At 70.4% G+C, this 26,961-nt stretch carries 26 protein-coding genes and 1 pseudogene; 7 read left to right on the top strand and 20 right to left on the bottom strand.

Going from position 1 to position 26,961, the window contains the following annotated elements; genetic code table 11:
- Positions 1-30: 30 nt before the first annotated feature.
- Genes araD through ACWCP8_RS15075 form a run of 3 tightly spaced genes read right to left on the bottom strand, consistent with a single transcriptional unit; the run spans position 31 to position 3,358 of the window.
- Positions 31-1,767: an L-arabinonate dehydratase gene (gene araD, locus ACWCP8_RS15085; RefSeq protein ID WP_451116283.1), complete on the bottom strand. Its 1,737-nt coding sequence runs from the start codon at positions 1,765-1,767 to the stop codon at positions 31-33.
- Positions 1,764-2,666 (bottom strand): dihydrodipicolinate synthase family protein, encoded by a 903-nt coding sequence (locus tag ACWCP8_RS15080; RefSeq protein ID WP_352264733.1) that lies wholly within the window; start codon positions 2,664-2,666, stop codon positions 1,764-1,766. The genes araD and ACWCP8_RS15080 overlap by 4 nt, the downstream gene beginning before the upstream one ends.
- 32 nt (positions 2,667-2,698) lie before the next feature.
- A complete protein-coding gene (locus ACWCP8_RS15075) occupies positions 2,699-3,358 on the bottom strand; it encodes a GntR family transcriptional regulator (RefSeq protein ID WP_451116281.1) in 660 nt (219 codons plus the stop codon).
- A gap of 219 nt (positions 3,359-3,577) precedes the next feature.
- Between ACWCP8_RS15075 and ACWCP8_RS15070 the strand changes: the two genes are divergently transcribed.
- On the top strand, positions 3,578-4,810 hold the full coding sequence (locus ACWCP8_RS15070; RefSeq protein ID WP_451116279.1) for an MFS transporter: 1,233 nt from the start codon (positions 3,578-3,580) through the stop codon (positions 4,808-4,810).
- On the opposite strand, the gene ACWCP8_RS15065 is transcribed toward ACWCP8_RS15070, so the two are convergent.
- Both ACWCP8_RS15065 and ACWCP8_RS15060 read right to left on the bottom strand, forming a co-directional pair.
- The gene (locus ACWCP8_RS15065; protein WP_352264576.1) at positions 4,793-5,974 is read right to left on the bottom strand and encodes a hypothetical protein; all 1,182 of its coding nucleotides are present in this window, start codon (positions 5,972-5,974) and stop codon (positions 4,793-4,795) included. The genes ACWCP8_RS15070 and ACWCP8_RS15065 overlap by 18 nt on opposite strands.
- A complete protein-coding gene (locus ACWCP8_RS15060; RefSeq protein WP_451116276.1) occupies positions 5,971-6,948 on the bottom strand; it encodes a 5-dehydro-4-deoxyglucarate dehydratase in 978 nt (325 codons plus the stop codon). The genes ACWCP8_RS15065 and ACWCP8_RS15060 overlap by 4 nt, the downstream gene beginning before the upstream one ends.
- A 261-nt stretch (positions 6,949-7,209) precedes the next feature.
- Here ACWCP8_RS15060 and ACWCP8_RS15055 point away from each other — a divergent pair, with 261 nt between their 5' ends.
- Entirely contained in the window at positions 7,210-8,019 is an 810-nt protein-coding gene (locus ACWCP8_RS15055; RefSeq protein ID WP_451116274.1) for an NAD-dependent epimerase/dehydratase family protein, read from the top strand.
- A 122-nt stretch (positions 8,020-8,141) separates the two neighbouring features.
- A complete protein-coding gene (locus ACWCP8_RS15050) occupies positions 8,142-9,335 on the top strand; it encodes a TerD family protein (protein ID WP_451116272.1) in 1,194 nt (397 codons plus the stop codon).
- 120 nt (positions 9,336-9,455) lie between these two features.
- Here the strand turns inward: ACWCP8_RS15050 and ACWCP8_RS15045 are convergent, their stop codons facing one another.
- The 4 genes from ACWCP8_RS15045 to ACWCP8_RS15030 form a co-directional block, all read right to left on the bottom strand.
- The gene (locus ACWCP8_RS15045) at positions 9,456-9,686 is read right to left on the bottom strand and encodes a hypothetical protein (RefSeq protein ID WP_014156926.1); all 231 of its coding nucleotides are present in this window, start codon (positions 9,684-9,686) and stop codon (positions 9,456-9,458) included.
- A 78-nt stretch (positions 9,687-9,764) separates the two neighbouring features.
- Positions 9,765-11,345, bottom strand: a complete 1,581-nt coding sequence (locus tag ACWCP8_RS15040) for a TROVE domain-containing protein (protein WP_451116270.1) — start codon at positions 11,343-11,345, stop codon at positions 9,765-9,767.
- Between the two features lie 488 nt (positions 11,346-11,833).
- The gene (locus ACWCP8_RS15035) at positions 11,834-13,297 is read right to left on the bottom strand and encodes an alkaline phosphatase PhoX (protein ID WP_451116268.1); all 1,464 of its coding nucleotides are present in this window, start codon (positions 13,295-13,297) and stop codon (positions 11,834-11,836) included.
- Between the two features lie 179 nt (positions 13,298-13,476).
- On the bottom strand, positions 13,477-14,934 hold the full coding sequence (locus ACWCP8_RS15030) for a hypothetical protein (RefSeq protein WP_352264569.1): 1,458 nt from the start codon (positions 14,932-14,934) through the stop codon (positions 13,477-13,479).
- 419 nt (positions 14,935-15,353) lie between these two features.
- Between ACWCP8_RS15030 and ACWCP8_RS15025 the strand changes: the two genes are divergently transcribed.
- The gene (locus ACWCP8_RS15025; protein WP_355999940.1) at positions 15,354-15,797 is read left to right on the top strand and encodes a GNAT family N-acetyltransferase; all 444 of its coding nucleotides are present in this window, start codon (positions 15,354-15,356) and stop codon (positions 15,795-15,797) included.
- Between the two features lie 14 nt (positions 15,798-15,811).
- Here ACWCP8_RS15025 and ACWCP8_RS15020 read toward each other — a convergent pair whose 3' ends face one another.
- Positions 15,812-16,504 (bottom strand): DUF4232 domain-containing protein, encoded by a 693-nt coding sequence (locus ACWCP8_RS15020; protein ID WP_352264566.1) that lies wholly within the window; start codon positions 16,502-16,504, stop codon positions 15,812-15,814.
- Positions 16,505-16,654: 150 nt separating this feature from the next.
- Here ACWCP8_RS15020 and dapA point away from each other — a divergent pair, with 150 nt between their 5' ends.
- The gene (gene dapA, locus ACWCP8_RS15015) at positions 16,655-17,539 is read left to right on the top strand and encodes a 4-hydroxy-tetrahydrodipicolinate synthase (protein ID WP_451116265.1); all 885 of its coding nucleotides are present in this window, start codon (positions 16,655-16,657) and stop codon (positions 17,537-17,539) included.
- On the opposite strand, the gene dapD is transcribed toward dapA, so the two are convergent.
- Together dapD and ACWCP8_RS15005 are read right to left on the bottom strand one after the other, a co-directional pair.
- On the bottom strand, positions 17,536-18,522 hold the full coding sequence (gene dapD / locus ACWCP8_RS15010) for a 2,3,4,5-tetrahydropyridine-2,6-dicarboxylate N-succinyltransferase (RefSeq protein WP_352264563.1): 987 nt from the start codon (positions 18,520-18,522) through the stop codon (positions 17,536-17,538). The two genes, dapA and dapD, sit on opposite strands and share 4 nt — an antisense overlap.
- 91 nt (positions 18,523-18,613) lie before the next feature.
- Positions 18,614-19,861, bottom strand: coding sequence for an MFS transporter (locus ACWCP8_RS15005; RefSeq protein WP_451116263.1), 1,248 nt, complete (start codon positions 19,859-19,861; stop codon positions 18,614-18,616).
- A 113-nt stretch (positions 19,862-19,974) separates the two neighbouring features.
- On the opposite strand from ACWCP8_RS15005, the gene ACWCP8_RS15000 reads away from it, so the two are divergent.
- Positions 19,975-20,844 (top strand): winged helix-turn-helix transcriptional regulator, encoded by an 870-nt coding sequence (locus tag ACWCP8_RS15000; protein ID WP_451116261.1) that lies wholly within the window; start codon positions 19,975-19,977, stop codon positions 20,842-20,844.
- Between the two features lie 69 nt (positions 20,845-20,913).
- On the opposite strand, the gene ACWCP8_RS14995 is transcribed toward ACWCP8_RS15000, so the two are convergent.
- Positions 20,914-21,450 (bottom strand): TetR/AcrR family transcriptional regulator, encoded by a 537-nt coding sequence (locus tag ACWCP8_RS14995; protein WP_352264558.1) that lies wholly within the window; start codon positions 21,448-21,450, stop codon positions 20,914-20,916.
- Positions 21,450-21,770, bottom strand: coding sequence for a DMT family transporter (locus tag ACWCP8_RS14990; protein WP_267005785.1), 321 nt, complete (start codon positions 21,768-21,770; stop codon positions 21,450-21,452). The genes ACWCP8_RS14995 and ACWCP8_RS14990 overlap by 1 nt, the downstream gene beginning before the upstream one ends.
- A 274-nt stretch (positions 21,771-22,044) precedes the next feature.
- On the opposite strand from ACWCP8_RS14990, the gene ACWCP8_RS14985 reads away from it, so the two are divergent.
- Positions 22,045-23,067: a DUF7847 domain-containing protein gene (locus tag ACWCP8_RS14985; protein WP_451116258.1), complete on the top strand. Its 1,023-nt coding sequence runs from the start codon at positions 22,045-22,047 to the stop codon at positions 23,065-23,067.
- A 55-nt stretch (positions 23,068-23,122) separates the two neighbouring features.
- On the opposite strand, the gene ACWCP8_RS14980 is transcribed toward ACWCP8_RS14985, so the two are convergent.
- From ACWCP8_RS14980 to sufC, 6 genes and pseudogenes are all read right to left on the bottom strand, one after another.
- Positions 23,123-23,488 carry a VOC family protein gene (locus tag ACWCP8_RS14980; RefSeq protein WP_382831254.1) on the bottom strand — a complete coding sequence of 122 codons (366 nt, stop codon included), beginning with the start codon at positions 23,486-23,488 and terminating at the stop codon, positions 23,123-23,125.
- 65 nt (positions 23,489-23,553) lie between these two features.
- Positions 23,554-23,892 (bottom strand): annotated as a pseudogene (locus ACWCP8_RS14975) (hypothetical protein); the annotation flags it as partial.
- 249 nt (positions 23,893-24,141) lie between these two features.
- Positions 24,142-24,480, bottom strand: coding sequence for a metal-sulfur cluster assembly factor (locus ACWCP8_RS14970; protein ID WP_030974666.1), 339 nt, complete (start codon positions 24,478-24,480; stop codon positions 24,142-24,144).
- A complete protein-coding gene (gene sufU, locus ACWCP8_RS14965; protein WP_326631193.1) occupies positions 24,477-24,932 on the bottom strand; it encodes a Fe-S cluster assembly sulfur transfer protein SufU in 456 nt (151 codons plus the stop codon). The genes ACWCP8_RS14970 and sufU overlap by 4 nt, the downstream gene beginning before the upstream one ends.
- 10 nt (positions 24,933-24,942) lie before the next feature.
- Positions 24,943-26,199, bottom strand: a complete 1,257-nt coding sequence (locus tag ACWCP8_RS14960; protein ID WP_326603016.1) for a cysteine desulfurase — start codon at positions 26,197-26,199, stop codon at positions 24,943-24,945.
- Positions 26,196-26,960 carry a Fe-S cluster assembly ATPase SufC gene (gene sufC, locus ACWCP8_RS14955; RefSeq protein WP_030919835.1) on the bottom strand — a complete coding sequence of 255 codons (765 nt, stop codon included), beginning with the start codon at positions 26,958-26,960 and terminating at the stop codon, positions 26,196-26,198. The genes ACWCP8_RS14960 and sufC overlap by 4 nt, the downstream gene beginning before the upstream one ends.
- Between the last annotated feature and the right edge of the window lies 1 nt (position 26,961).

The following is a 26,961-nucleotide window of genomic DNA, read 5'->3' as shown; positions in this document are numbered from 1 at the left end:
GTTCGGTGCGCCGGAATTCTCGGTGGGCGCTCAGCCCGCGTACGGGTCGGGCACCTCGCCCTGCCAGGCCAGGAAGGCGAAGTCGCAGCCCTGGTCGGCCTGGGTGATCTGATCGTGGTAGAGCGCGCCGTAACCGCGCTCGTACCGGGTGGGCGGCGGCGTCCACGCGGCCCGGCGTCGCGCCAACTCCTCGTCCGGCACATCGAGATGAAGCAGTCGCGCCTCGACGTCCAGGGTGATCAGGTCACCGGTGCGGACGAGGGCGAGCGGCCCGCCGACGTACGACTCGGGCGCGATGTGCAGCACGCACGCCCCGTAACTGGTGCCGCTCATCCGGGCGTCGGAGAGCCGCACCATGTCCCGGACACCCTGCTTGAGCAGATAGTCGGGGATCGGCAGCATCCCGTACTCGGGCATCCCGGGACCGCCCTTGGGCCCGGCGTTGCGGAGCACCAGCACATGGTCCGGCGTGAGGGCCAGGGCCGGGTCGTTGATGCTGTGCTGCATCTCCCGGTAGTTCTCGAAGACGACCGCGGGCCCGGTGTGCCGCAGCAGTTCCGGTTCGGCGGCGATGTGCTTGATCACCGCGCCGTCCGGGCAGAGGTTGCCGCGCAGGACCGCCAGGCCACCCTCCTCCGCGAGAGGGTTGTCGCGGTCGCGGATGACATCGGAGTTGTGCACGAGTGCCCCGTCGAGCTGCTCGCGGAGTGTGTCGTACGAGATGGTGGGCCGGTCCAGGTGCAGTACGTCGGTCAGCCCGGTCAGGAACCCGGGCAGCCCGCCGGCGAAGTGGAAGTCCTCCATCAGGTACTTTCCGCCGGGGCGGAGATTGGCGAGCACGGGGACCGTGCGGGCGATCCGGTCGAAGTCGTCGAGGGTGAGCTTCACTCCCGAGCGGCCCGCCATCGCGATCAGATGGATGACGGCGTTGGTGGAGCCGCCGAGCGCCAGAACGGTGGCGACCGCGTCCTCGTACGCCTCCGCGGTGAGGATCGATGACAGCTTCCGCTGCTGCCACACCAGTTCGACGATCCGGAGTCCGGACTGCGCCGCCATCCGGTCGTGCCCGGAGTCCACGGCCGGGATCGACGAAGCTCCAGGCACCGTGACACCGAGCGCCTCGGCGGCGGCCGTCAGGGTGGAAGCCGTACCCATCGTCATGCAGTGGCCGGGCGAGCGCGCGAGCCCGTTCTCCAGCTCACCCATCTCGCAGTCGCCGATGAGCCCGGCCCGCTTCTCGTCCCAGTACTTCCACATGTCGGTGCCGGAGCCGAGGACTTCGTTGCGCCAGTGCCCCGGCAGCATCGGCCCGGCCGGCACGAAGACGGTCGGCAGGTCGACCGATGCGGCACCCATCAGCAGCGCGGGCGTCGACTTGTCGCAGCCGCCCAGCAGCACGGCGCCGTCGACCGGGTAGGAGCGCAGCAGCTCCTCCGTCTCCATCGCCAGCATGTTGCGGTAGAGCATCGGGGTCGGCTTCTGGAACGTCTCCGAGAGAGTGGAGACCGGGAATTCGAGCGGGAAACCGCCCGCCTGCCAGACGCCCCGCTTGACCGCCTGCGCACGGTCACGCAGATGGACGTGGCAGGGGTTGATGTCGGACCAGGTGTTGAGGATCGCGATGACCGGCTTGCCGAGGTGTTCCTCGGGGAGGTAGCCGAGCTGGCGGGTGCGCGCCCGGTGGCTGAACGACCGCAGCCCGTCCGTCCCGTACCACTGGTGACTGCGCAGCTCCTCGGAGCCGATCCTTCCGTCCTCGCGCGTCATATCGACCACCCGGCGACCTCGTCGGCGACCTCGGCGCGCCGCTCCTCGGGCAGCACCCGGCTGGGCGGGCGGACATCGCGGCGGCAGAGGCCGAGCGAGGCGAGGGCCTCCTTGACGACCGTCACATTGTTGGCGGACTGGCGGTCGGCGCGCAGCTCCTCGAAGCGGCGGATCTGCTCCCAGACCTTCATCGCCGACGGGTGGTCGCCGGCCCGCAGTGCCTCCAGCATGGCGAGTGAGACTCCGGGGGCGACATTGACGAGTCCGGACGTGAAGCCGGTGGCCCCGGCGGAGAAGTAGGCCGGGGCGTACAGCTCGGCGAGACCGGCGATCCAGACGAACCGGTCCAGGCCCGCGTCCCGGGCGAAGGCGGCGAACCGTGCGGCGTCCGGGACGGCGTACTTCACGCCGATGACATTGGGGCAGCTGTCGGCGAGCGCGGCGAGACGCTCCCCGTCGAGCTGCGGGTTGCGGATGTACGGCACGACGCCGAGCCCGGGGACGGCTTCGGCGATCGTCCGGTGGTAGTCGACCCAGCCGTCCTGCGAGACGTATGGATGCACGGGCTGATGGACCATCACCATCTCGGCGCCGGCGTCGCGTGCGTGCTCGGCGGCGGCCACGGCGGTCGGCACGTCGTGCCCGACCCCGACCAGGACCGTGGCGCGTCCGCCCACCTCGTCGATGGTCAGTTCGGTGACGGTGCGCCGCTCCTCGGGGGTGAGCGCGTAGAACTCCCCGGTGTTGCCGTTCGGGGTGAGGATGCGTACGCCGCCGTCGAGGAGCCGCCGCAGCAGTCCGCGGTGAGTCGCCGTGTCGATGGTCCCGTCCGCGGCGAACGGGGTCACCGGGATCGCCACGACATCTGCGAGGGCCGCCTTCAGCGGTGTGAGGTCCATGCGGACAGGCCTTTCGTCGGTGTGCTGGTGGTTCATGCCCCGCCCTCCTCGGTCTGTGCTCCCTCGGGGAAGGCGCGGCGGACGAACGACGCGATGTGGTCGTGCAGGGCCCCGGCCGCGGCATCCGCGTCGTCGGCGAGCGCGAGCCGCAGGATCTCCCGGTGCTCGGCCGCCTCCCGCTCCCAGGACGGGATGGTCGCCCAGGCGACCGTCGACACGAGTGCGGCCTGGTCACGGACCTCGTCGAGCATCCGGGCCAGCAGCGGGTTGCCGCAGGGCAGGTACAGCGCCCGGTGGAAGTCCCGGTTGGCCAGCGACCGGTCGGCCTTGTCACCGGCCGAATCGGCCCGCTCCAGGGCTTCCTGGGCCGCGTCGAGCGAGGCCTTGCGGGTGATGGAGCGGCGCAGCGCCTCCGGCTCGAGGAGCAGCCGTACGTCGTACACCTCACGGGCCAGCTCCGCGTCGACCAGCCGCACGGTGACGCCCTTGTACTGGCTCATCACAACGAGTCCGGTACCGGCGAGGGTCTTGAGCGCCTCGCGCACCGGGGTCTTGGAGACCCCGAACTGTGCGGCGAGTTCGGTCTCGACGAGGGACTGCCCCGGTCTCAGCTGCGCCGTGAGGATCGCGTGCTTGATCGCCTCCAGCACGTACTGGGTGCGGGACGGAATCGGGGTGGGCGCAAAGGTCATGAGTGAAGGGCTCTCGCATCTCGCGTATCGCGTCTCATATATGACGTACGAAGTACGACGCGTTGAAGCTAGAGCCGGTGCGAATGTTTCGTCAACGCTTCTGACGAAAGAACTTCCGGCAACTCGATGTAAGGCATCTGCCCGATGTCCGGATACGTCCTTAGCCGCCAGCATGAGCCCCACAACACGCGTGCGGGTCACCAGGGTTCGGGGAGCGCTATGGCAGGGGCGGCGGCGGGCAGGGTGCTGCGGGATCGCAACGCCGGGCTGTATCTGACGGCAGTCGTCATCACCGGGTTCGGAACGTCCGCGATGTGGCTCACGGCGGGGATCTGGGTCAAGTCCCTGACCGGGTCGGACAGCCTGGCGGCGCTTGCCGTGTTCGCCATGTGGCTTCCCTCGCTGATCGGGCCCGCGCTCGGCACGCTCGCCGACCGGATGCGCCGCAAACCGCTGCTGATCCGGGCGAACCTCACCATGGCGGGACTGCTCACCGTGCTGCTCGCGGTCGATTCGGCGGAACGGATCTGGATCCTCTTCGTCGTCCTCGTGCTCTACGGGGTGAGCGGTGTCGTGATGGACGCGGCCGAGACGGCGCTCGTCGCGCACACGGTCGACGTCCGGCTGCTCGGCGACTTCAACGGACTCCGGATGATCGCGGCCGAGGGCATGAAGCTCCTCGCGCCGCTGACCGGCGCCGGCTTGTACGCCCGGTTCGGGGGCGGCGCGGTGGCGCTGCTCGACGCGGCGTCGTTCGCCCTGGCCGCGGGGGTCTGCGCGCTGCTGCGGGTGAACGAACCGGCCCGGCCGGTCCGCACGGACCGGCGTGGCGAACTGGCTGCGGGGATCCGGCAGGTGTGGCGCTCTCCGGTGCTGCGGCCGCTGGTGCTGGCGGGTTCGGCGACGATGCTCTGCGCCGGGCTCAGCGGGGCGGCGGTCTACGCCCTCGCGGACGACGGGCTCGGGCACTCCCCCACGTACGTGGGTGTGCTGTACGCGGCGCAGGGCGCCGGGTCCATCGCGATCGGGCTGCTGGCCGGTCCGCTGCTGCGGCGGCTGCCGGAGCGGGTGTTCACCGCGGCCGGGATCGCACTGTTCGGGGCGGCGGTGGGGGTGCGGGCGCTGCCGTACGACGCGGTGGCACTGGTCGCGAGCGCCGCGATCGGGGCGGGTCTGCCGTGCGTGCTGATCGCCGCGATGACGGCGGTGCAGCGGGAGACACCGGACGCCGTGCTGGGCCGTACGACGGCGACCGCCAACTCACTGATGATGGCGCCGAACGCGGTGGCGCTGGCGCTCGGCGCGGGGCTGATCGCGGTGCTGGACATCCGGGTGCTGCTGCCGTTGATCGGTGCGGCGGGGCTGCTGACCGCGGCCCTGCTGATCACGGATCGGTGGGGACGGCCGTCGGCCGTCCCCACCGATCCGGTTCCGTCATCGACCGAGGCGTGACAGCGCTTCGGTGACGGTCCTCAGGTCCGGGCCGGAAGCCAGCCCGGCGTGGTACAGGCGCAGTTGGTTCGCGCCGAGCGAGGCCGCGTGCGCGGCGTCGCGCTCCAGCGTGGCGGGGCTGCCGCCCATGCCACCGACCACGGTGAAGTTGGCGGCGATCACCCGGTCGGACCGGCCGGCGAACGGCCCGAGGACGGTCTCGCGCACCACGTCACCGCCGGTGCAGGGCAGCACCACTCCGTCGGCCACGGAGAGGATGTGCTGCGGGTCGACGCCCACGTTCGCACCGGAGCGGTACGGGGCGGGGTCGGCGTGCAGCAGCACCTGGAAGTTCTCCGCGGCCGCCGCCCGCACAGCGGCGACCGCCGACTCCTGGAGCGTGCGGGCGACCTGACCGCGGAACTCCAGGGTGGCGGCGGCGAGATCGGCGCCGAGGAGTTTCTCGACGCCGGACCAGCCGGCCTCCGAGGAACCGGACCCTGCCCAGACCGGTTCCAGGGCCGCGCACACGGCCCGGCTCAACTCATCCGCGTCCACGCCGTGTTCGCCGTATCCGGTCCGGCAGTCGGGGCAGAAGCAGAGCGACATCAGGTACTGCGCCGCGTCCCCGAGGCCGACGCCCGCGATCTTGTCGTGGGCGTGCAGATGCGCGAAGCCGTACCAGCCGCAGGACTCCAGCTCGGTGCCGCGCGTACCGCCGCGCACCGCCGCCTCGCCCGCCAGCTCCACCAGGTACGCGCGGACCGCGGGCTGTGCGATGCAGGGCGCCCACGGGTAGCGGTCGCCGTACGCATTGACCACCGAGGTGTCCGGATGGTCGGCGCCCAGCCGGGAGTTGTGCGCGAGCACCACCCAGCTGTGCACTTCGAGACCGGCATCCGTCAGCGCCTGCGCGGCCTCGGCGTACGGATCGTCCGAGGCCACCCAGGACTGCGCGTACGGGCGCAGTTCGCGCCCCGCCCACCGCCCGGCGTCCGTCGGGTACAGCACCGCGGCGTGTTCGGCGGTGACGATCCGGCGGCCGGGGTGACGTGGGGTCAGCGCCCGGGTCGAGTGGTAGGCGGCGGCGAGCGTCACCTGCCCGACGCCGAGGTCCGCGACACGGGCGGCGGCGTCCGGGTCCCCGACGATGTCCCACGGGTACAGGAAGGCGGAGGCCTTCACGCTGCGGGCTCCTCGGGTGCGGTCCGGGCCTGTCCGTACTTCTCCAGCAGGGCGCGGCCGCGCTCGATGATCCCGGCCAGCTCCTCGATGTGCGCGGCGGGCGGCTCGGTGAGCGGGGTGCGGACCTCGCCGACCTCCAGGCCCTCCAGCCGGACCGCGGCCTTGACCAGCGAGACGGCGTAGCCGCGGCCCTTGGCGCGCAGCTCGACGAGCGGCCGGTAGAACTGGTCGAGCAGCGCGTTGGCGAACTCGTCGTCACCGGAGTCCAGCGCCCGGTAGAAGGCGAGGGCGATGTCCGGCGCGAAGGCGAACACGGCGGAGGAGTAGAGCGTGACGCCGATGCCGCGGTAGGCGAGCCCGGTGAGCTCGGCGGTGGGCAGCCCGTTGAAGTAGAGGAAGTCCTGGCCGGGCAGCTCGGTGCGGACGGCGCTGACGATGCGCTGCATCAGGTCGAGGTCGCCGTAGCCGTCCTTGAGACCGATGATCCCGGGCGTCCGGGCCAGGGCGACGACGGTCTCCGGGGTGAAGACGGCGTTGTCGCGCTGGTAGACGATCGTCTCCAGAGAGGTGGCCGCAGCCAGCGCCGTGTAGTGGGCGAGCAGCCCTTCCTGGTCGGCGAGGACCAGGTAGGGCGGCATGGCGAGAAGCCCGTCCGCGCCCGCTTCCTCGGCGAGCTTCGCGTACTGGATCGCGAGGGCCGTGCCGTACCCGGCGCCCGCGACGACGGGCACCTCCCCGGCGGTCTCCTCGACCGCCGCGGCGACGACGAGACGGAACTCCTCCGGCGTCAGCGCGTGGAACTCGCCCGTGCCGCAGCAGGCGAAGACCGCGGCCGCACCGGCATCGATGCCGTTGCGCACATGCGCGCGGAAGGCATCGAGGTCCACGGCGTCGTCCGGCCCGTAGGCGGTGACGGGGAAGAAGAGCGGCCCGGCGACATGGGTGAGTCGGGCGGCAAGGGGGGCTGAGGTCACGGGCGCTCCCTGAGCGGATTCAGGCGTGCACAATTCTGATCGGTGTCCATATTCATGAACGCCACCAAGTTAAGGCAGCCACGCGGGGCAGGTCAAGACGAGTGCCTGCACCATGGAGGAGCGCCGGGAGGGAGCCGACACCCCTGCACCAGAGGCGCGCACCACTTGACGCGCCACACCCTCATTTCTTAGTTTGTCCATGCATGTGAATGTCGTCCATGGATTTGATGTGTCGCGCGTATGTACCGAGGAGATCAGCGAATGCCCGCTCCCCGCACCGTCCTGCTCACCGGCGCCGCCGGCGGCCTCGGCACCCTGATGCGCGGCCTGCTGCCCGCGTACGGCTACGAGCTCCGCCTCTTCGACGTCACCCCCATCGAGGGCGAGCCGGACGCGATCACGGCCGACCTCGGCGACAAGGAGGCGCTGCGCAAGGCCGTGCGCGGCGTCGACGCGATCATCCACCTCGCGGGCATCTCACTGGAAGCCTCCTTCGACAAGATCCTGCGGTCCAACATCGAGGGGACGTACAACCTGTACGAGGCCGCGCGCGAGGAGGGCGTCCGGCGCATCGTGTTCGCCTCGTCCAACCACGCGATCGGCTACACCCCGCGCCCCCTCCCCGGCGACCCGCTGATCCCGATCGACACTCCGCGCCGCCCCGACACCTTCTACGGCCTCTCCAAGTCGTTCGGCGAGGACCTCGCCCAGCTCTACTGGGACAAGCACGCCCTGGAGACCGTCTCCGTGCGCATCGGCTCCTGCTTCATGGAACCGACGTCCGTACGGATGCTGTCGGTCTGGATGAGCCCCGGTGACGGCGCCCGGCTCTTCCACGCGGCGCTCACCGCCGACGAGGTCGGCCACACGGTGGTCTACGGCTCCTCCGACAACACCCGCCTGTGGTGGGACCTGACGACGGCCCGGTCGCTCGGGTACGAGCCGCAGGACGACTCCGAGCAGTACGCGGAGAAGCTCGTCGCGGAACACGGCGAACTCGACCCGGACAACCCGGACCACGCCCACCTCGGCGGCCACTTCGTCACCCGTCCGCCGATCTGGCCGTACTGACGGGACGGGCGTACCGGCCGGGCGCGTCCCGACCGGGCACGTCCCGACCGGGCACGCCCGGGGCATCCGAAGGCGGCCGAAGGTAAGGGAACGGCAAAGCCGGGTCGTTCGTTACCCCGGGCATGACCGTTATGACCCCCGGCTCGAACATCCCTCTCCCCACCGCCCGCGTGGCGGTGGACGTCGCCGCCCCGGTGCGGCTCGACGTCTCGGGCCTGCTGCTCACCGCCGACGGCAAGGTGCGTTCCGACGACGACTTCATCTTCTACAACCAGCCCACCGGCCCCGGCGTGACCTACCGCTCCGGCGGCGGCACGGCGCCGGACGCGATCGTGGTGGACACCGCCGCGGTGCCGCCCGGCATCGAGAAGATCGTCGTCACGGCGAGCCCGGACGCGGCGGGTCAGACATTCCAGGGCATCGAGCCCACCGCCACCGTCCGCAACGCGGACGACGGCAGTGTGCTCGCCACCTTCACCCCGCCCCGTCTCGGTGCCGAGACGGCGCTCGTGGTCATCGAGGTCTATCTGCGCAATGGCGCCTGGAAGGCCCGAGCGGTCGGCCAGGGCTACGCCAACGGGCTGGCGGGCATCGCCACGGACTTCGGCGTCTCGGTCGAGGAGCCCGCCGCACCGCCCGCCCCGGTAGCACCCCCGATGCCTGCCGCCGCCCCCGTGGACCCGCGGACCGCCGCGCCCGCGGCCCCGCCCGTCGCCGCTCCGGCGCCCGCCGGCTCCGGCAAGATCAACCTCGACAAGGGCCGGGTCAACCTCCAGAAGAACCAGACGGTGTCCCTGGTCAAGGGCGGCCGCCCGCTGCTCTCCCAGGTCAAGATGGGGCTGGGCTGGGAACCCGCGTTCCGCGGCAAGGACATCGACCTCGACGCCTCGGTGATCGCCTACGGCCCCAACCGGAACCACCTGGACAGCTGCTACTTCGGCAAGCTCTCCATCCTGAACGGTGCGATCAAGCACTCCGGCGACAACCTCACGGGCGAGGGCGCGGGGGACGACGAGGTGATCGTCGTGGACCTGGGCCGGATCCCCCCGGAGGCGACGGGGTTGGTCTTCACGGTCAACTCGTTCACCGGCCAGAAGTTCACCGAGGTCGCCAAGGCCTACTGCCGGCTGATCGACGCGACCTCCGGCGAGGAGTTGGTCCGCTTCGACCTGACCGGCGCCGAGCCGCAGACCGGCGTGATGATGGCGAAGCTGATCAAGCAGTTCTCCGGCGAGTGGGAGATGACGGCAATGGGTGACTTCGTGAAGTCGCGCACGGTCCGCGGCATGGTCAAGCCCGCCGCCCAGGCGCTGTAGAAGGCCGCTCCGCACACCCCTGGAGCCCGGCTCCTGAAATGGCTTTCGGGGCACCTGCTGGATCTCAGGTGCCCCGGAAGGGGAGTGCGGGACGGACGCTTCGTACGCTCGTCGTCCCTCTCAGAGCTTGGTCAGCTTGGAGTACGGGCTCAGGATCCTCCCCTGTCGCCCCGAGAAGTCGATGAGCACTGCGTCGTTGTCGCCCTCGACAGCGAGGACTCGACCGAGTCCGAACTGGTCGTGCGACACCCTGTCGCCCACATCGAAGCATTCGACCGGTGGGGCCGCCTGGGCCGGGCGGTTGAAGGGACTGGAAGGCAGGTGACGCCGGGATCCGGCTGACTGTTTCATTACGTTGAGTATGCGCCTCCGGGACGCCCGACGCCATGCCCGACCGCTCCTGGGGGCCCACTGATGCCGGATTCGTAATCAGCGTTTCCAGGGCCAGTCGGCGTCCCGCCCCGCCTCCAGCAGGGGAACCATGCGGAATGCGGCGTCCGAAAGACCCCCGAAGGTGTGGCGGTTCTCGCTTCCGGACGGGGCGTGCCCGACCCGGTATCCGGCCAGATTCCAGGTGTACACGGGCACACTCACCGGGACGGCCTCGGTGGCATCCCCGCAGTACGTGAACGACGCCTGCTCGTCCGTGACGATCAGCACCCGGTCGTGGCCGCGGTAGTGCCGGCGGACCGCATCCGCGGTGTTGGTGCCACCGAGATCACCGAACCGGTCCAGAATCTTCAGCACGGACTCGCCCCTGCGAAAGGCCACGGGTGCGCTGTTCGTGCCGAATTCCACCAGATCGGCATCGGCAGCCCGCAGCGCGAGCGCCGCACCGAAGATCGCGGCGGCGTCGGCCCGGTTCAGCTGCGAACGGTCCGAGAGCGGCGACCACATCGAGCCCGAGCGGTCGACCAGGATCAGCGTCCGCCCCCGCAGCGCCGGAACATTCACGAGGGAGTGGCCGAGCGCCTGCTCCAGCGGGTACGCCCAGCGCAGCGACGGAGCGTGCCGGTACGCCGCGAGGTAGCGAAACGGGAACTGCCGCGATGCGGCGACCACGGCCGGGTCGGAGATCTTCGCCGCCACCTGCGCGGCGACCTCGTCCGAGACGCCCGCCTCGTCGAAATTGCGCAGATTGCGGACGAGCGCCATCGCCCCCATCGACGGAATGACCCCCTCCCATGCCGCGGCGTCCATCGGACCCTGCAGCCAGCCCGCCAGGGCCTCCCAGGTCATGCCCGCTGCGGCCAGCCGTTCCGCCCCGTCGGGCGCGGTGATCACGGCCCGTCGCTCCTCGACCGGCAGCTCCATCAGCGCCCGGTGGGCGGTGAGGGTGCGGTTCGAGGCGGGCGGAACCGCCGCGTCCGGGTGATGCCGGCGGTCGAGGGCATAGCGGAACAGCTCGCCCTGCCATGCCTTCTCCGGGTCGGGCACGGCGTGCACCAGGTTCAGGATGTCGCCGAAGCGGTAGCCCTTGGACGCGGTGTCGTACTTCAGCAGCGACTTGCCGTTGTAGAGGCGGCGTACGGCGTCGGCGATCCCTCGCTTGACAGGCTTGGGCACAGTACGGCCGTACTGCGAGGTCCAGTACCCCAGCAGCTCACCGGGCTCGTCGGCGCGCAGCAGGACGGAGTCGACGACCTGCCGGTTGGACGGCCCGTCCTCGGCCCCCGCATCGAGCCGGGCCTTCACATACTCGGCGGCGCCGACGATCGCCGCGGTCCGCATCCCGCCGTCGCGGCGCAGCCATCCCAGCAGTCCGGCGGTCCAGTCGGGGTCGCCCACCGCAAGGATGCGTACCAGGGCGGCGAATCGGCTGTCGCGCTGCTCGGCGTTCTCGTAAAAGGTCTGCTGCGAGACGAAATTGGCGACGGCAAGCAGGAAGAGTTCGGAACGGTTGTCCCGGAGATTTCCACGGCCACCCTGACGGGTGGGCGCGGTGCGCCCGGTCGACTTCACGGGCGAATTCGCATTCGCCTTGGCGGTACGGACGTTGAAGCGTGCCATGGTGAATTCCCCCGAATTCATTGGGGAAAGACACAGCGCATGGGTGCCCGAGATCAGGAGTCGGCGACGGGCTTGCCTGATGCTCTACCCATTGAGCTACCGACCGTGGCCGGGCGGGACTCGAACCCGCAACCGTCAGATCCGAGAAGTATCCGTCACCTGCGCACCGGGCACCGGTGCTGTGCCTCCCGAGATCAAGGTCGGCGACGGCGGAACTCGTTTCGAAGAAGTAGCCGTAGCCTGCGCACCGGGAGGTGCGTGCAATTACTTGAAGCTGTATATGCCCAGAGATCACAGCCGGCGGAACCGACGAAGGTGCTCTATCCCCTGAGCTACACCGGTTCGAAAACCGGTGGCGGGACTCGAACCCGCGACATCCCCATTGAGAGTGGAAGTAGGTCCTGCCTGCGCACCTGGGCACAGACAGGACCTTAGAAGACCGGCCTCCGGACGCGCGACGGGTTTTCCGTGCGCGTCCGGACGGTGCGTCAGCGCCCGTTCGGCTGGCGCTTCCACGGGCCGGTGATGGCGAGCATGATGCCGGGCGTCTGGATGTTGGCGAACAGCGTCTTCCCGTCGGGCGAGAAGGTGACACCGGTGAACTCGCTGTACTCCGGCTTCTCGGCCGTGCCCGCGTTCAGCTCGTTGCGTGCGATCGGGTACGTGCGGCCGCTCTCCGTCGCGCCGAAGAGGTGCTGGACGCCCTCGCCGTCCTCGGCGATGACCAGACCGCCGTACGGCGAGACGGTGATGTTGTCCGGGCCGTCGAAGGCGCCGTCCTTCGACGGGTCGGCGTTCACGCCGAGGAGCACCTTCAGCGTCAGCGTGCGGCGCTTCGGGTCGTAGAACCAGACCTGGCCGTCGTGCTGGACGGGGCTCTCCGCGCGGGCGAACGAGGAGACGATGTAGACGCCGCCGTCGCCCCACCACATGCCTTCGAGCTTGCGGGCGCGGGTGACGTCCTGGTCGCCGAACTGCTTGCGTACGGAGACGGTCTTGGCGTCACGGTCGACGACGTCGACCCAGTCCACGCCGTACACCGTGCCGATCTTCGTGGCGCGGGACAGGTCGTCGACGAACTTGCCGCTCTTGTCGAAGCACTTGGTGGCCTGGAGGACACCGGCGTCGTCGGCGAGCGTGCGCAGCTTGCCGCGGCCGTGCTTGAAGCCGTGCGGCGGAACCCAGCGGTAGAGCAGCCCGTTGGGGCCGGCCGCATCCTCGGTCAGGTAGGCGTGGCCGAGCTTGGGGTCGATGACGACAGCCTCGTGGGCGTACCGGCCGAACGCCTTGATCGGGCGCGGGTCGCGGTTGGCGCGCTCGTCGTACGGGTCGACCTCGAAGACGTAGCCGTGGTCCTTGAGCAGACCGTTCTTGCCGGCCTTGTCCTCGGTCTCCTCGCAGGTGAGCCAGGTGCCCCACGGGGTGGCGCCACCGGCACAGTTGGTGGACGTGCCGGCGATGCCGACCCACTCGGCGGTGCGGCCATCGCGGCGGGTCTCGACGACGGTGCAGCCACCGGCGGCGATCGGGTCGTAGACGAGGCCCTCGGCGAGCGGGACGGGGTGCTCCCAGCCGGCCCGGGTGCCGCTCAGCTCGTGGTTGTTGACGAGCAGGGTGACGCCGCGCGGTCCCTCGAAGGTGGCCGTGCCGTCGTGGTTGGAGGGGGTGTACTCGCCGGATTCCAGCTTGGTGACACCGCTGTGGGTGATGATGCGGTACGAGAATCCGGCGGGCAGCGCGAGTATGCCCTTCGGGTCGGAGACCAGCGGTCCGTAGCCGGGCTCGTCGCTGTGAACGTGTCCGTGGTCATCACCGTCGTGGTCGTCGTGGCCGGGCTCCTGGGCGGCGAGGGCACCAGGCGCGGTAGCCAGGGCGGCGACGGTACCGGTCAGGGCGATACCGGCGCCGGTGAGGGCGGACTGCTTGGTGAATTCCCTGCGCGTGAAGGGCATCACGAAACTCCTGGAGCTGCTGGGACGGGTGTTTGCGGCCTCACGCTGCCGCCCCTGCACTAACACCAGTTGAACTGAGGGCGTCTTCAAGCGGCACCCTTTCTGTGAACCTTCACAGAGTCCCTACCGCCACCCTCCGCTCGGCTGCCCGGCCCGACAGCCCGGCCCGGCCGCCCCGCTCAGCCGCCCGAACGCGACCGCGCCTTGAACGCCGCCTTCCGTGCTTCCTTCGCCTTCTTCTTGTCGCTGTGCAGCCGCCCCATCGCCTCCAGGACGTCCGCCGTCGCCGGGTGCGCCACCCGCCACGCCTCGTCGAAGAACCCGCTGTGCTGGCCGGAGAGCCCCTCGATCAGCCCCTGGAGTTCGTCCAGATCGCCGTCCGCCTCCAGCTGGGCGGCGATCGTGTCGATGGCGAGCCAGAAGATCATCGACTCCGGCGGCGGGGGCACGTCCGCCGCGCCGCGCTCGGCGAGCCAGACCCGGGCGAGACCGCCCAGCTCCGCGTCGTCGAGCACCGCACGGACCGCGGGCTCCGCCTCCGCGCCGACCAGGGCGAGCGCCTGCTGACAGTGCAGCCTGCGCAGCGGGGCCTGCTGGTCCGCGCCGCGTGCCGCGTCCAGCAGTTCGCCCGCGGCTCCGTCCGCGCCGCGGCGGGCGAGCCACTGCTCGACCTCGCTGCGCGCCGCCGCCTCCGGGTAGTACGCGATGCCGCCGAGGAGCGTGTCCGCGCCCTTGTCCGCGAGATCGCCGATCGCCGGGGCATCGATGCCGGCCTCCAGCATCCGGGCCCGGATGCCGTACAGGCCGAGGGGGGTCAGCCGCACCATGCCGTACCGGCTGACGTCCTCCTCGTCGGCGGGCGGCTGGGCCTCCTCGCCCTCCTCGACGAGCAGCGTCTCGTCCAGCGGCCGGTAGGCGACGATCCCGATCGGTTCGAGAAGCCGGAACTGGTCGTCGAGGCGCATCATCGCCTCCGACACCTGTTCCAGGATGTCGTCGGTGGGCTCGCCCATGTCGTCGGGCACGATCATCGACGCGGCGAGCGCGGGCAGCGGTACGGGTGCCTCGCCCTCGCTGCCGTCGCCGACCGTGAGCAGATACAGGTTGCCGAGCACGCCGTCGAGAAATTCGGCTTCCGCCTCCGGGTCCCAGTCCAGGGCGTCGAAGTCGATCGAGCCGTCCTCGCCGACGAGATCGGCGAAGTCGTCGAAGACGGGTGCGGTGGCGTCGGCGTGCACTGCCTCCAGGCCGTCGAGCCAGATCGTGAGGACGTCCTGCGGGGAGCCGCCGGTCAGCAGCCCCAGGTTCTCGCCCGCGCTGACGGTCCCCTCGGCATCGTCTCCGGCATCGTCCCCCTCCGGGTCGTGGACGTCGAGGAGCCCGGTGTCGACCGCGAGCCGCCACGCCTCACTGGCCTCCGCGGCACCGTCCTCGTCCGCCGCCAGCCCGAGGTGTTCGGCCGCGGCGGGCAGCTGCGCCTCGACGAGCTCCCCGCCGGCGCCGACCCGGGTCCCGGGTCCCGCCCAGCGGGCGAGCCGGACGGCCCGGGCCAGCAGCGGCGCGGCGAGCGCGTCCCGTGCCAGCTCCGCCTCGGGGTGCAGCCGTACCGGTGGCAGGGTGGGGCGCTCTGCGGACATCAGGTGGTTCTCCTCGGACGTACGGGGGTACGGGCTCGGACCGGCCCGCAGGGGGCGGTGGTCCCAGGCCGACCAAGCGTAGACGCATTTCGCCCATGCCACTCGGTTCCCAGGACGGACGGCGGCCGGTCACCCGACGGGCCTCGGCAACTGCCGCGTACAGCCGGGGAATCGACGCGTTCGGACACCCCCTCAGGCCCACATTGCCCCGGGCGACATCGGGACGGGACTCGAATCGCACGCCCATGTCGGCCCTCCTCACCGGGACACCCCTGCGGTGCGCCGCTGACGACCACCCTGATACGTCAAGCACGCTTGAGGTCAACCACCGGCCTCACGGGAGCCCGGTGCCGGCCGGCCACGCGGCCGCACCGTATCCGGCTGCTGAGCGCTCAGGCACCCGTGCCAGACTCCGGGGCGTGATCCTTCGTACCGCCACCCGTGCCGACCTGCCCGCCGTCCTCGCGCTCCTCGCCGATGAGAACCGGGCCGTCGACCCGGCCTCGGTCGTGGTCGACGAGGCGTACGAGAAGGCCTTCGCCGATATCGAGAGCGATCCGCGCAACGAGATGCTTGTGCTGGTGGACGGCGACACGGTGCTGGGCTGCCTGCAGGCCACGTACATACCGGGGCTCGGGAAGCGCGGCGAGGAGCGGGCGCTGATCGAGGCGGTGCGGATCAGGGCCGACCGACGGGGCGGTGGGCTGGGGCGGGAGCTGATGAAGCAGGCCGTCGACCGGGCCCGACTGCGGGGGTGCGCGCTGGTGCAGCTGACCAGCAACAAGCGGCGTGCCGACGCACACCGGTTCTACGAGTCGCTGGGCTTCGACCGCAGCCACGAAGGTTTCAAGCTCGCCCTCTGAGCCGCCCGGCGGCGCTACTGGGGCGACGCGGTGCTCCAGGCGGTCATGTTCAGTTCGTCGAGCAGCCGTACGTCGCTCCCCTTCAGCGGGAACGTGCGCGCTTCCAGCCCCGGGGCCGGTGCGATCTCCAGCGCGTCGCCCTCGATGAGGTCGCCGCCGGTCGCGGTGGAGACCCAGGCGAGCAGTGAGTGCAGAGTCTTCCCCGGCTTCAGCATGATCTCTTTCGGACCCGGGTCGGTTCCCACGTACGAGGAGCCCGGGTTCACCTTGACCGGCAGCGGTTCGCCTTCGTCGTCGAGGACCCGGACGGACGGGTAGCCGTCGACCCGGTACGGCTTCCTGCCGCAGTTGGTGAGGGTGAGCCCCACGGCCCGGTGGCCCAGCGCCGCCTGTACCTCGCCCATGTCCACGACGAGGCCGGAGGACGGGCAGTCGGCCCGGGCGGCAGCGCTCGGCGGCGGGGCGGGGCTGGGCACGTCGCTGGTGGCGGGCGGGGCGGTGGACAGGTCACCCGGCTGCAGCTTCTCCGCGTGCACCCGGCCGGGTGTGTGCGAGACGCTCGGCGTCGGCCCCGGCTCCCCCTCACCCGCCGGAACGAAGAATCCGGCGCATCCCGACAGCGACAGGGCCAACGCCCCGGCCGTGCACACGGCCGCCACCGCTCTTCGCTTCCCGTTCCACGTACTCGCCGTTTTCCGCATGCTCATGCACCCGCCCCCGTGTCGGCCTGCCGCATAGGCGTTCGATCCTGCCAGAGCGCGGACCGGGCTCCAACGACCATTGTTCAGCGTTCCTTCCTCTTCAGCCCAAGAAGAACTAAGTGGACCTTTACGGTCCGACTGTCCGACACTTCGGACATGACAGCATCCGCAGCTCCCTTCGGCCGCGCCCTCTGCGCCATGATCACTCCGTTCACCGCCGACGGCGACCTGGACCTGGACGCGGCCGGGAAGCATGCCGCCGGCCTCGTCGCCGACGGCTGCGACGGCCTGGTGCTCAGCGGGACCACCGGCGAGTCCCCGACCACCACCGACGCCGAGAAGACCGCACTGCTGCGCGCGGTCCGGGAAGCCGTCGGCGACGGCGTACCGCTCGTCGCGGGGGTCGGCAGTTCTGACACCCGGCACACCGTGCAGCTGGCGCAACAGGCCGAACAGGCGGGCGCGGACGGGTTGTTGGTCGTGACGCCGTACTACAGCAGACCCCCGCAGGCCGCCGTCGAGGCGCACTTCGGGCGCGTCGCCGACGCGACCGGCATTCCGCTGATGCTGTACGACATCCCCGGCCGCACCGGCACCCGGATCGAGCCGGCGACCCTGCTGCGACTGGCCGAGCACCCGCGCATCATGGCGGTGAAGGACTGCGCGTACGACCTGCTCGGCTCGACAAAGGTGATCGGCGCGACCTCGCTCGCGTACTACTCGGGCTGCGAGGAGCTCAACCTGCCGCTGTACGCGGTGGGCGCGACAGGCTACGTCAGCACGGTCGCCAATGTGGCACCCCGGCAACTGCGGGCGGTTCTCGACGCGTTCGACGCCGGGGACACCACGGAGGCCGCCCGGCTCAATCGGCTGACTGTGCCGCTGGCTGAGCTGATGATGGCGTCGGGGCTGCCCGGCACCGTGACGGCCAAGGCGCTGCTCGACGCGGGCCCGGTCCGGGAACCGCTGCAGCCCGCCGGGCGCGAGGCGGCCGACGGGCTGCGCAGGGCGTACGAGGAACTCCTCGCCGCTACAAGCTAGTTGTGGCTGTGCAGGACGTCGTTCAGGCCGTCCCACACCGCGTTGTTCGGGCGGGCCTCGACGGCGCCGGTGACCGAGTTGCGGCGGAAGAGGATGTTCGAGGCGCCGGAGACCTCGCGCGCCTTGACGATCTGGCCGTCCGGCAGCGTGATGCGCGTACCGGCGGTGACGTACAGACCGGCCTCGACGACGCATTCGTCACCGAGCGCGATCCCGACGCCGGCCTCGGCGCCGATCAGGCAGCGCTCGCCGATGACGATGCGCTCCTTGCCGCCGCCGGAGAGGGTGCCCATCGTGGAGGCGCCGCCGCCGATGTCGGAACCGTTGCCGACCACGACGCCCGCGGAGATGCGGCCCTCGACCATCGACGTGCCGAGCGTGCCGGCGTTGAAGTTGACGAAGCCCTCGTGCATGACGGTCGTACCGGCGGCGAGGTGCGCGCCGAGCCTGACCCGGTCGGCGTCGGCGATCCGGACGCCCTTCGGTACGACGTAGTCCGTCATCCGGGGGAACTTGTCGACCGAGGTGACCTGGAGGTGCAGGCCGTCGGCGCGGGCGTTCAGCCGCACGTGCTCCAGGTCGTCGACGGCGACCGGACCCAGCGACGTCCAGGCGACGTTGGTGAGGAGGCCGAAGACGCCGTCCAGGTTCTGGCCGTGCGGCTGGACGAGGCGGTGCGAGAGGAGGTGCAGGCGCAGGTACGCGTCGTGCGCATCGAGCGGCTTGTCGTCGAGCGAGGCGATGACCGTACGGACGGCGACGATCTCGACACCGCGGCGGGCGTCCACGCCGATGGCCTTGGCCGCACCCTCACCGAGCAGGTTCACGGCGAGGTCGGGGGTGAGCCGCTCGGTTCCGGCCGGGCCGGACTCGGCGGTGAGCGCGGGGTCGGGGTACCAGGTGTCGAGAACGGAACCGTCGCCGGCGATGGTGGCGAGGCCGGCGGCGACGGCGCCGGTGGTGCGAGAAGTCGTGTCGGTCATGACACGAAACCTAACCGGCGAGGCCCCGCCGGAGCCAACCGGTCTCGCCGGACGGTCACCGCACAGCCCCCGCCGGCCTCGCACGATCCGGTCACCCGGACTGTGCCTGCCGTACGGGTGGCGCCTGACCGGCAGGCACGTCGCGCACCGGCCCCCGCGCGGTTACCGGCCCGGGCCCTCTCAGCCGCCGCGCCGCCAGCACCGCGAGGCCCGCGCCGCCCGCCAGCAACGCACAGGCCGGCCAGAGCAGCTGCGGCGCGGTGGCGTAGAGCGCGCCGCCGAGCGGTGGCGCCAGCACCTGCCCGCTGATGGAGGCGCCCGCGTACAGACTCTGGAAGCGGCCCTGTGCATGGACGGGCGCCTGGTCGGCGACGTACGCCGTGGCGGTGGTCTTGTAGAGGATCTCACCCGCGGTCACCGACGCCATCATGGTGACGGCGAACAGCACCCCCGCCCCCGGGATCAGCGCCGCGAACCCCAGCCCCACCAGCAACAGACCGGCGCCGACGATGCTCAGCGGCGCCCGTCGGCGCAGCGCGTGCGTCACGGGGAGTTCGAGGCAGAGGATGACGCCGCCGTTGATGGCGAGCAGCCAGCCGTAGAACTCGGTGCTGTGGCCGTGATCGGCGAGGAAGACCGGCAGGGTCGAGTACTGCTGCCGGTAGACGAGGTCCACGCAGAGGATCGCGGCGAGCAGCACCGGCACCGCCGGCCTGGCCCGCAGCTCCCGGCGGAGCCCGGGCGCGTCGGGGTTGTGGGCCGGCCGGGTGTGTACGGTGCCGCGCGCCGGGAGCACCTTCGATGCGTACACGGCGAAGACCAGCGTCCCCAGGCCGTCGACGACGAACAGACAGCCGTACGAGAAGTGGGCGGCGATCAGCGCGCCGAGCGGTGGGCCGACGGTGAAGCCCGCGTTGCCGCCGGCACGCATCACGGCGAAACTCTGGCGTCGGCCGCCCTCGGGCACGGAGACGGCGACGAGTGCGGAGTTGGCGGCGCGTACGACGCCGGCCGCGTACTGCGCGAGCGGCAGCACCCCGTACATCGCCGCGACCGGCAGGACCGGCAGGGTGACGAGCGCCGCGCCGCTCACCAGCGCGCCCGCGAGGAGCATCCGGCGGTGGCCGTAGTGGTCGCCGAACCAGCCGCCGGTGAAGTTCCCGGCGACCAGGCCGACCCCGCCGATGCCCGCGATCACCCCGGCCTGCGGGACGGTCAGTTCACGCGGTCCGGTCAGATAGACGAAGAGATAGACGAAGGTGAAGCTGACGACTCCGTTGAGGAAGGCGCCGAAGGCCAACAGCCGCACCGTCCGCGGCACGTTCCGCAGCATCCCCATCCGCAGCACCCTCCCCAGTGAGTTCCCCTTGGGAACGGACTATGGCAGCATGCATTCTGCGGGTCAATCCAGCCGTGGCCGACCTGGGGAAGAGAACGGAAGAAGACGAAGCAATGCCGCAGCGCACCAGCCTGGCCGACGCCGACTGCGCGATCGCCCAGGCCCTCGATGTCGTCGGCGACTGGTGGACCCTGCTGATCGTGCGGGACACCGCGCGCGGGGTGCACCGCTTCGACGCGCTCCAGCAGGAGCTGGGCATGTCCCGCAAGGTGCTCACCGAGCGGCTGCGCCTGCTGGTCGACGCCGGCGTACTGACCCGGGAGCCGTACCAGGACCGCCCGGCCCGGTACGAGTACCGGCTCACCCCGCGCGGCCGGGCACTGCTGCCCGTGTTGATCGCGCTCCAGGACTGGGGCGACACCTGGGTGACGGGAGACGGAGAGACGATGGCGACGGCCACGGAGGCGTCCCGCGAGGCGGCGCGGGTGCACGCGTTGGTGGGCACACGCCTGCCCGAGCTGCAACTCCTCGACAGCTACGGCGTGTTGAGCGACCCGGTCGCCGACACCCCGTACACCGTCCTGTACTGCTTTCCGGGCGCGTACGCCCGTCGGGACGCATATCCGCCCGGCTGGGCGGAGATCCCGGGCGCGCGCGGCTGCACCCTCGAATCCTGTACGTACCGCGACCAGTTGGCCGAGTTCACGGCGGCGGGGGCGAGCGTGCGCGGAGTCTCCACCCAACGCCCGGACGAGCAGCGGGCGTTCGCGGACGCGGAAGGACTGCGCTTCCCGCTGCTGTCCGACGCGGAGCTGGAGCTGACGGCAGCGCTGCGCCTGCCGACGTTCCGGGTCGCGGGGGTCAGCCGGCTGAAGCGGCTGACGCTGGTGGTGGACCGGGACCGGACAGTCCGCGAGGCGCTGTATCCGATCACGGACATCGAGGCGAGCGTGCGGGCGGCGCTGACGACGGTCGGCGGCTGAACCGGCCGGTCGCCCCGGTCGGCCGATGAGCGATGCGCCGACGCCCGGGCCGGCCAGGGTCAGCCCGGGTCAGCCGATGATCCGGGTCAGCATCTCCCGCGCGTACGCCGCGTCGTATGTCCCGCCTGTCAGCAGCACCTGCAGACAGATCCCGTCCATCAGCGCGATCAACGCCCGCGCGGTGGCCGGGTCGGTGCGTCCGGCGAGCAGCTCGGCGATACCGTCCGTCCACTCGGCGGCGACGGGCCGCAGCGCGGGCCGGCGCAGCGCCGCAAGATACAGCTCGTACTCCAGCTCAAGTCGCCCGCGCCCGCCGGAGAACCACTCCCCGAGCAGCCGGGCCAGCTCCTCGGCGAGGTCCGCGTCCGGCGCGATGAGCGCCTCGCTCTCCCGCATGGCGAGGGCGAAGTTCTCGTTCGACCGGCGAAGTGCCGCGATCAGCAGCTCGTCGAGCGAAGCGAAGTGATAGGTCGTCGAGCCGAGCGGCACATCGGCCTCGGCGGCGACGGAGCGGTGACTGAGCCCCGCGATGCCCTTGGCGCCCACCACCCGGATCGCCGCGTCGATGATGCGTCCGCGGCGCTCGGGGTCGTAACGGCGGGCCATCAGTGGGCTCCGCCCAGGTTGAGCACCACCACACCGGCGATGACCAGGGCGATGCCCGCCACCTTGACCGGGTTGCCGGACTCGCCCATGAAGAGGACCCCTATGGTGGCGACCGCGGCCGTGCCGATCCCTGCCCAGATGGCATACGCCGTACCCATGGAGAGTGTCTTCAGGGTCTGTGCGAGCAGCGAGAAGGCCAGCAGATAGCCGACGACGGTGATGAGCGAGGGCCACAGCCGGGTGAAGCCCTCGCTGTACTTCATGGCCGTCGTCCCGGCCACCTCCGCCGCGATGGCCGCGGCCAGCAGTCCGTATCCCATGTGTGCGAGTGTACGCATCGTTGCGTACGTCCGTACACATCGGTTGGCCGGGCCCGGCGCCCCGGCCCGCAGCGGTCGGTGCCGCCGGCCAGGATCCGCTCCCGGGTCCGGACCGCTACGGTGTCCCGACCGGCACACAGCAACGACAACAGACAACGGAGCAGCAGTGGCGCAGGACGCAGGGTGGGGCGGCGGTGTGCCCGGGGGCGGCACACCGTACGGAGGAGCGCCGTACGGGGGGCCTCCCGGGCCACCGGGATGGGGCGGCGGCTGGATGCCGCCGCCGAAGCCCGGGGTGATACCGCTCCGGCCCCTCAACCTCGGGGACATATACGGTGGGGCCTTCTCCACGATGGGCCGCTACTGGAAGCAGCTGTTCGGCGTGGGAGCGGCCGTGTACGGCGGGGCGCTGGTCGTGGTCGGGGCGGCGGTCGCGATCGCGTACTCCGCGGTCAGTGGCCCTCTGCACCGGGTCGTCGAGCTCTCCTCGGAGGAGAGCCCGAGCACGGAGGACATCGTGCCGCTGGTGATCGCCTTCGGCGCCGTCTGGCTGGTGGCCGTCCTGGTACTGATGACCGCCACGGCGATGATGTACGCGACGGTTCCGGCGGTTCTGCAGGACGCGGTTCTGGGCCGGCCGACCACCTTCGGCATCATCTGGCGCCGGGCCTGGGCGCGGGTCCCGGCCGTGATCGGCACGGTGCTCCTGACCTCCCTGGTCGCGGTGATCCCGGTGGTGCTCATGATGGTCGCCTTCATCGCCATGACGATCGCCTTCATCACCCTGGACAGCGGATCCGGCAGCGGGGTGGCGATCGCGGTGGGCATCCTGGGGGTCCTGGCCACCGCCCCGTTGGCGATCTGGCTCTGGGTGAAGTTCTCGCTGGCCCCCGCGGCCGCGGTCTTCGAGGGGCAGCGCCCGATCGCCGCGCTGCGCCGCTCGTCGCAGCTGGTGCGCGGTGACTGGTGGCGGATCTTCGGCATCTCGCTGCTGGCCATGGTCACGGCGGCCGTGGCGAGCTACATCATCCAGCTGCCGTTCTCGATCCTCGGCATGTTCCCCGGCATGATCGGCATGGAGAGCCTGGGCTCCGACCCGAATCCGACAGCGGTCATTGTCGCCATGAGCGGGTACCTGGTGGTATCACTGCTGGGCCAGCTGGTCGGCCAGCTCGTCTCGGCGACGTTCTCGCAGCTGGTGACCGGGCTGCTGTACGTGGACCGCCGGATGCGCAACGAGAACCTGGGGCCGGTGCTCGCCGAAGCCGCTGCCGTACCCCCGCAGTTCGGCCCGTGAGCGCGGGTCGGGCCCGCGCAAACGGGCCCGACCCGGGTTCGGGTGCAGGCGGCTCTCAGTCGATGAGCGAGTTCTTCGGGCTCAGCACACAGAATTCGTTCCCCTCGGGGTCTGCCAGTACCACCCAGCCCGCATCGGCGCGCTGGCCGACGTCCAGCCGGGTGGCCCCGAGGCCGGTGATCCGCGCGACCTCCACGGCCTGGTCGTCGGGGGCGAGATCGATGTGGAGCCGGTTCTTGACCGTCTTCTCCTCCGGTACGGGGACGAAAGTGATGCCGGGCACGGCGTCCTTGTCGGCACCGATGACGATTTCGTCGTCGGCTTCGAAGAGCACCTTCCAGTCGAGCACCCGGCACCAGAACCGGGCCTGCGACGGCAGATCGTGGGCGTCGACGACGATGGAGTAAAAGGAAACGGCCATGACCGCCAGTCTGCCCGGCGGTCATGGCCGTTCGCCATGAAAAAACGCGAAGTCGCGCCCGTTCGTCAGCTGCTGACGGTGAACCGGACGGAACGGGACTTCTTCCACTCGGCGTGGTCGAGGTCCTTCGCCTCCGTGCCGTCCCCGTACAGATCGGCAGAGCCGGCGTCCGTGATCAGCTGCGCTCGCACACCCGGCACCGTCAGGTCCGGCACGTCGACGACGGCCTCCCAGCCGCCCGGGTCGGCGGTCGGCAGATCGGCCCGCCTGACCGGCGCGTGTCCGGCGACGCCGTCCCACGAGTAGAGGGCGTACGGGTCGGAGTTGTCATCGGCCGCCCAGGAGCCGGCCACGATCAGATACTGGTCGGCGGCGTTCTTCCGGATGTCCCGGATGCTGAGCCCGTAAGCAGCGGCGTGCGCAGAGGTGTTGACCCCCAGGGCGGCCAGCGCAAGAACGCCGGCCGCGGCGGTGGACGCCCGCCGGTTCCGGAGCGAAAGCTGATGCAGCACAGCGTGCCTCTCGTCGGCGTGATGTCGAGGAGTGGGCTCCGGTTCCCGCGCCAACGGCGGACACACACCATGCGTACGGCGGACGAACAACCCCGAACGGCCCCCGGCCGAAGCCGGGGGCCGTTCGGCCATGCGCATGACTCAGACGTTGAAGCCGAGCGCACGCAGCTGCTCGCGCCCGTCGTCCGTGATCTTGTCCGGGCCCCACGGCGGCATCCAGACCCAGTTGATCCGCAGCTCACTGACGATGCCGTCGGTCGCGGACTTCGCCTGGTCCTCGATGACATCGGTCAGCGGGCAGGCCGCGGACGTCAGCGTCATGTCGAGGGTGGCGATGTTGGCGTCGTCGATGTGGATGCCGTAGATCAGGCCCAGGTTGACGACGTCGATACCCAGTTCGGGGTCGACGACGTCGTACAGGGCCTCGCGGACCTCCTCCTCGGAGGCCGGCTTGGTGGTGAGAGTCTCGTTGTCGCTCATGCCGTCTTCCCTTCGGACAGCGCCTGCGCCGTCGCATCCTTCCACGCCATCCAGCTCAGCAGCGCGCACTTGACCCGGGCCGGGTACTTCGAGACACCGGCGAACGCGACCGCGTCCTCCAGCACCTCCTCCATCGCATCGTCCGGCTCCAGCTGACCCTTCGACTGCATCAGCTCCAGGAAGGTCTCCTGGATCTTCTGCGCCTCGCCCAGCTCCTTGCCGACCAGCAGATCGTTCAGCACGGAGGCGGAGGCCTGACTGATGGAGCAGCCCTGACCCTCGTACGACACGTCGGCGATGGTCTCGCCGTCGTACTTCACCCGGAGCGTGATCTCGTCGCCGCACGTCGGGTTGACGTGGTGCACCTCGGCGTCGCCGTCCCGCAGGCCGCGCCCGTGGGGGTGCTTGTAGTGGTCCAGGATCACTTCCTGGTACATCGAATCAAGCTTCACCAGTCAACCCTCAGCCGAAGAAGTTCCGTACGTGCTCCAGACCGTCCACCAGGGCGTCGACCTCGGCAGGCGTGGAGTACAGATAGAAGGACGCTCGCGTCGTCGCAGGAATTCCGTACCGCAGGCAGACCGGCCGTGCGCAGTGGTGTCCGACCCGGACCGCGATGCCCTGCTCGTCGAGGACCTGGCCCACGTCGTGCGGGTGGATGTCGCCGAGCGTGAACGAGATCGTGGCACCGCGGTCCTCCGCGGTGGCCGGACCGATGATCTTGAGGTCCGGGACCTCCAGGAGACGCTTCACCGCGTACTCGGTGATCGCGTGCTCGTGCTGGAAGATCTTGTCCATGCCGATCGCCGAAAGGTAGTCCACGGCCGCGCCGAGGCCGACGGCCTGCGCGATCGGGGGCGTACCCGCCTCGAACTTGTGCGGCGCCGGGGCGTATGTCGACGAGTGCATCGACACGGTCTCGATCATCTCGCCACCACCGAGGAACGGCGGCAGGTCCTCCAGCAGCTCGTGGCGGCCCCAGAGCACACCGATGCCGGTGGGGCCGACCATCTTGTGACCGGTGAAGGCCACGAAGTCGGCCTGCAGCGCCTGCACGTCGAGCACCATGTGCGGGGCGGCCTGCGAGGCGTCGATGCAGACCAGCGCGCCGACCTGCTGGGCGCGGCGGATGATCTTCTCGACCGGGTTGATCGTGCCCATGATGTTGGAGACCAGCGTGAAAGAGACGATCTTCGTCTTCTCCGTGATGATCTCGTCGATGTTGGACAGGTCGAGGCGGCCGTCGTCGGTGATGCCGAACCACTTCAGCTTCGCGCCGGTGCGCTGCGAGAGCAGCTGCCACGGCACGATGTTGGAGTGGTGCTCCATCTCCGTGGTGACGATCTCGGTCTCGTGGTCCACCCGGTAGGGCTCGTCGGCCCAGCCGAGCATGTTCGCCACCAGGTTGAGCGACTCCGAGGCGTTCTTGGTGAAGATCACCTCGTTGCGGCTCGGCGCGTTGATGAACGCGGCGACCTTGTCACGGGCGCCTTCGTACAGCGCCGTGGCCTCCTCCGCGATCGTGTACACACCTCGGTGGACGTTGGCGTTGTGCCGCTCGTAGTACTCGTTGAGAGCGTCGAGCACCTGGCGCGGCTTCTGCGACGTCGCCGCGCTGTCCAGGTAAACGATCTTCTTCCCGTCGTGGACCGTACGATCCAGCAGGGGGAAGTCCTTGCGGATCGCCTCGGTGTCGAGGAGGCCCGGCAGCTGTGTCACGCGGAAGCGCCACCCTTCACATATGCCTCGTAGCCCTCGTTCTCCAGCTTGTCGGCGAGCTCGGCGCCGCCGGACTCGGCGATACGGCCGTTGGCGAAGACGTGCACGAAGTCGGGCTTGATGTAACGGAGGATCCGCGTGTAGTGCGTGATCAGCAGCGTGCCGACCTCGCCGGTCTCGCGGACCCGGTTGACACCCTCGGAGACGACGCGCAGAGCGTCGACGTCGAGGCCGGAGTCGGTCTCGTCGAGGATCGCGACCTTCGGCTTGAGGAGCTCCAGCTGAAGGATCTCGTGGCGCTTCTTCTCACCGCCGGAGAAGCCCTCGTTGACGTTGCGCTCGGCGAACGCCGGGTCCATCTGGAGGTCGGCCATCGTCTCCTTGACCTCCTTCACCCAGGTACGCAGCTTGGGCGCCTCGCCGCGGACGGCGGTGGCGGAGGTACGCAGGAAGTTGGAGACCGAGACACCGGGGATCTCGACCGGGTACTGCATGGCCAGGAAGAGGCCGGCGCGGGCGCGCTCGTCGACGGTCATCGCCAGGACGTCCTCGCCGTCCAGGGTCACCGTGCCGCTGGTGATCGTGTACTTGGGGTGACCCGCGAGGGAGTACGCGAGGGTCGACTTGCCGGACCCGTTGGGGCCCATGATGGCGTGGGTCTCGCCCTGCTTCACGATCAGGTCGACGCCCTTGAGGATCTCCTTCGTGGCGTTGTCGGCCTCGACGGAGACGTGCAGGTCGCGGATTTCAAGCGTTGCCATG

It is taken from the genome of Streptomyces sp. NPDC002206 (genome assembly GCF_053593595.1).
The sequence above is the reverse complement of the archived record's forward strand: the minus strand, read 5'-3'. Positions and strand labels throughout refer to the sequence as shown.

Excerpts from the sequence above, each read along its gene's own strand:
- ACWCP8_RS15005 (WP_451116263.1), bottom strand. The coding sequence starts at position 19,861 with ATGGGGATGCTGCGGAACGTGCCGCGGACGGTGCGGCTGTTGGCCTTC.
- ACWCP8_RS15075 (WP_451116281.1), bottom strand. The coding sequence starts at position 3,358 with ATGACCTTTGCGCCCACCCCGATTCCGTCCCGCACCCAGTACGTGCTG.
- ACWCP8_RS15035 (WP_451116268.1), bottom strand. The coding sequence starts at position 13,297 with ATGCCCTTCACGCGCAGGGAATTCACCAAGCAGTCCGCCCTCACCGGC.
- ACWCP8_RS15000 (WP_451116261.1), top strand. The coding sequence starts at position 19,975 with ATGCCGCAGCGCACCAGCCTGGCCGACGCCGACTGCGCGATCGCCCAG.
- ACWCP8_RS14985 (WP_451116258.1), top strand. The coding sequence starts at position 22,045 with ATGCCGCCGCCGAAGCCCGGGGTGATACCGCTCCGGCCCCTCAACCTC.
- dapD (WP_352264563.1), bottom strand. The coding sequence starts at position 18,522 with ATGACCGACACGACTTCTCGCACCACCGGCGCCGTCGCCGCCGGCCTC.
- ACWCP8_RS15045 (WP_014156926.1), bottom strand. The coding sequence starts at position 9,686 with ATGAAACAGTCAGCCGGATCCCGGCGTCACCTGCCTTCCAGTCCCTTC.
- ACWCP8_RS14970 (WP_030974666.1), bottom strand. The coding sequence starts at position 24,480 with ATGAGCGACAACGAGACTCTCACCACCAAGCCGGCCTCCGAGGAGGAG.
- sufC (WP_030919835.1), bottom strand. The coding sequence starts at position 26,960 with ATGGCAACGCTTGAAATCCGCGACCTGCACGTCTCCGTCGAGGCCGAC.
- dapA (WP_451116265.1), top strand. The coding sequence starts at position 16,655 with ATGACAGCATCCGCAGCTCCCTTCGGCCGCGCCCTCTGCGCCATGATC.
- ACWCP8_RS15030 (WP_352264569.1), bottom strand. The coding sequence starts at position 14,934 with ATGTCCGCAGAGCGCCCCACCCTGCCACCGGTACGGCTGCACCCCGAG.
- ACWCP8_RS15040 (WP_451116270.1), bottom strand. The coding sequence starts at position 11,345 with ATGGCACGCTTCAACGTCCGTACCGCCAAGGCGAATGCGAATTCGCCC.
- ACWCP8_RS15055 (WP_451116274.1), top strand. The coding sequence starts at position 7,210 with ATGCCCGCTCCCCGCACCGTCCTGCTCACCGGCGCCGCCGGCGGCCTC.
- ACWCP8_RS15070 (WP_451116279.1), top strand. The coding sequence starts at position 3,578 with ATGGCAGGGGCGGCGGCGGGCAGGGTGCTGCGGGATCGCAACGCCGGG.
- ACWCP8_RS15020 (WP_352264566.1), bottom strand. The coding sequence starts at position 16,504 with ATGAGCATGCGGAAAACGGCGAGTACGTGGAACGGGAAGCGAAGAGCG.
- ACWCP8_RS15050 (WP_451116272.1), top strand. The coding sequence starts at position 8,142 with ATGACCGTTATGACCCCCGGCTCGAACATCCCTCTCCCCACCGCCCGC.
- ACWCP8_RS14980 (WP_382831254.1), bottom strand. The coding sequence starts at position 23,488 with ATGGCCGTTTCCTTTTACTCCATCGTCGTCGACGCCCACGATCTGCCG.
- araD (WP_451116283.1), bottom strand. The coding sequence starts at position 1,767 with ATGACGCGCGAGGACGGAAGGATCGGCTCCGAGGAGCTGCGCAGTCAC.
- ACWCP8_RS14990 (WP_267005785.1), bottom strand. The coding sequence starts at position 21,770 with ATGGGATACGGACTGCTGGCCGCGGCCATCGCGGCGGAGGTGGCCGGG.
- ACWCP8_RS14995 (WP_352264558.1), bottom strand. The coding sequence starts at position 21,450 with ATGGCCCGCCGTTACGACCCCGAGCGCCGCGGACGCATCATCGACGCG.
- ACWCP8_RS15080 (WP_352264733.1), bottom strand. The coding sequence starts at position 2,666 with ATGGACCTCACACCGCTGAAGGCGGCCCTCGCAGATGTCGTGGCGATC.